Raw genomic sequence first — 485 nt, forward strand, 5'->3', positions numbered from 1 at the left:
GCAGGGTGCCCAGAGTCGATTCCGGGAACAGGGACATGGTGGCATCCGCATTGGCTTGCAGCAGCTTGACGAAGGCGAGGATCTCGGGGTCCTCGATGAAATCGGCACCGCTTTGGGCTGCCAGGATTTTCTCGGGCATCACCGGCTTGCTGATGCCATAGCCCTGCGCGTAATCAATGCCAGCATCCGCCAGCGCACGGATGGTGGCCAGGTCTTCAGCAAACTCGCCCACCGACTTCATGCCCAGGCTGCTCACCAGGCCCCCAATGGCCACAATGATGGCCATGCCGGACTGGCTACGTGCCGCGTCGCGCACCAGTGAACCATCGAGCTTGAGGGCATCCACCGACAGCCCCTTGAGGTAGCCGAACGAGGAATACCCGGCACCGAAGTCATCCAGCCCCACCTTGGCGCCCATGGCGCGCACGCGGTCAATAAAGCGCTGCATGTTGCGCATGTCGGTGATGGCCACGGTCTCAGTGATC

The 485-nt window shown here is 62.3% G+C and carries 1 protein-coding gene; it reads right to left on the bottom strand.

The features are described from left to right. Positions 1–485 (bottom strand): EAL domain-containing protein (locus tag AC1D1Y_RS26295; protein WP_477684936.1); only part of this gene is annotated, 485 nt, incomplete at both ends.

The organism is Polaromonas sp. P1_G1, assembly GCF_056405595.1.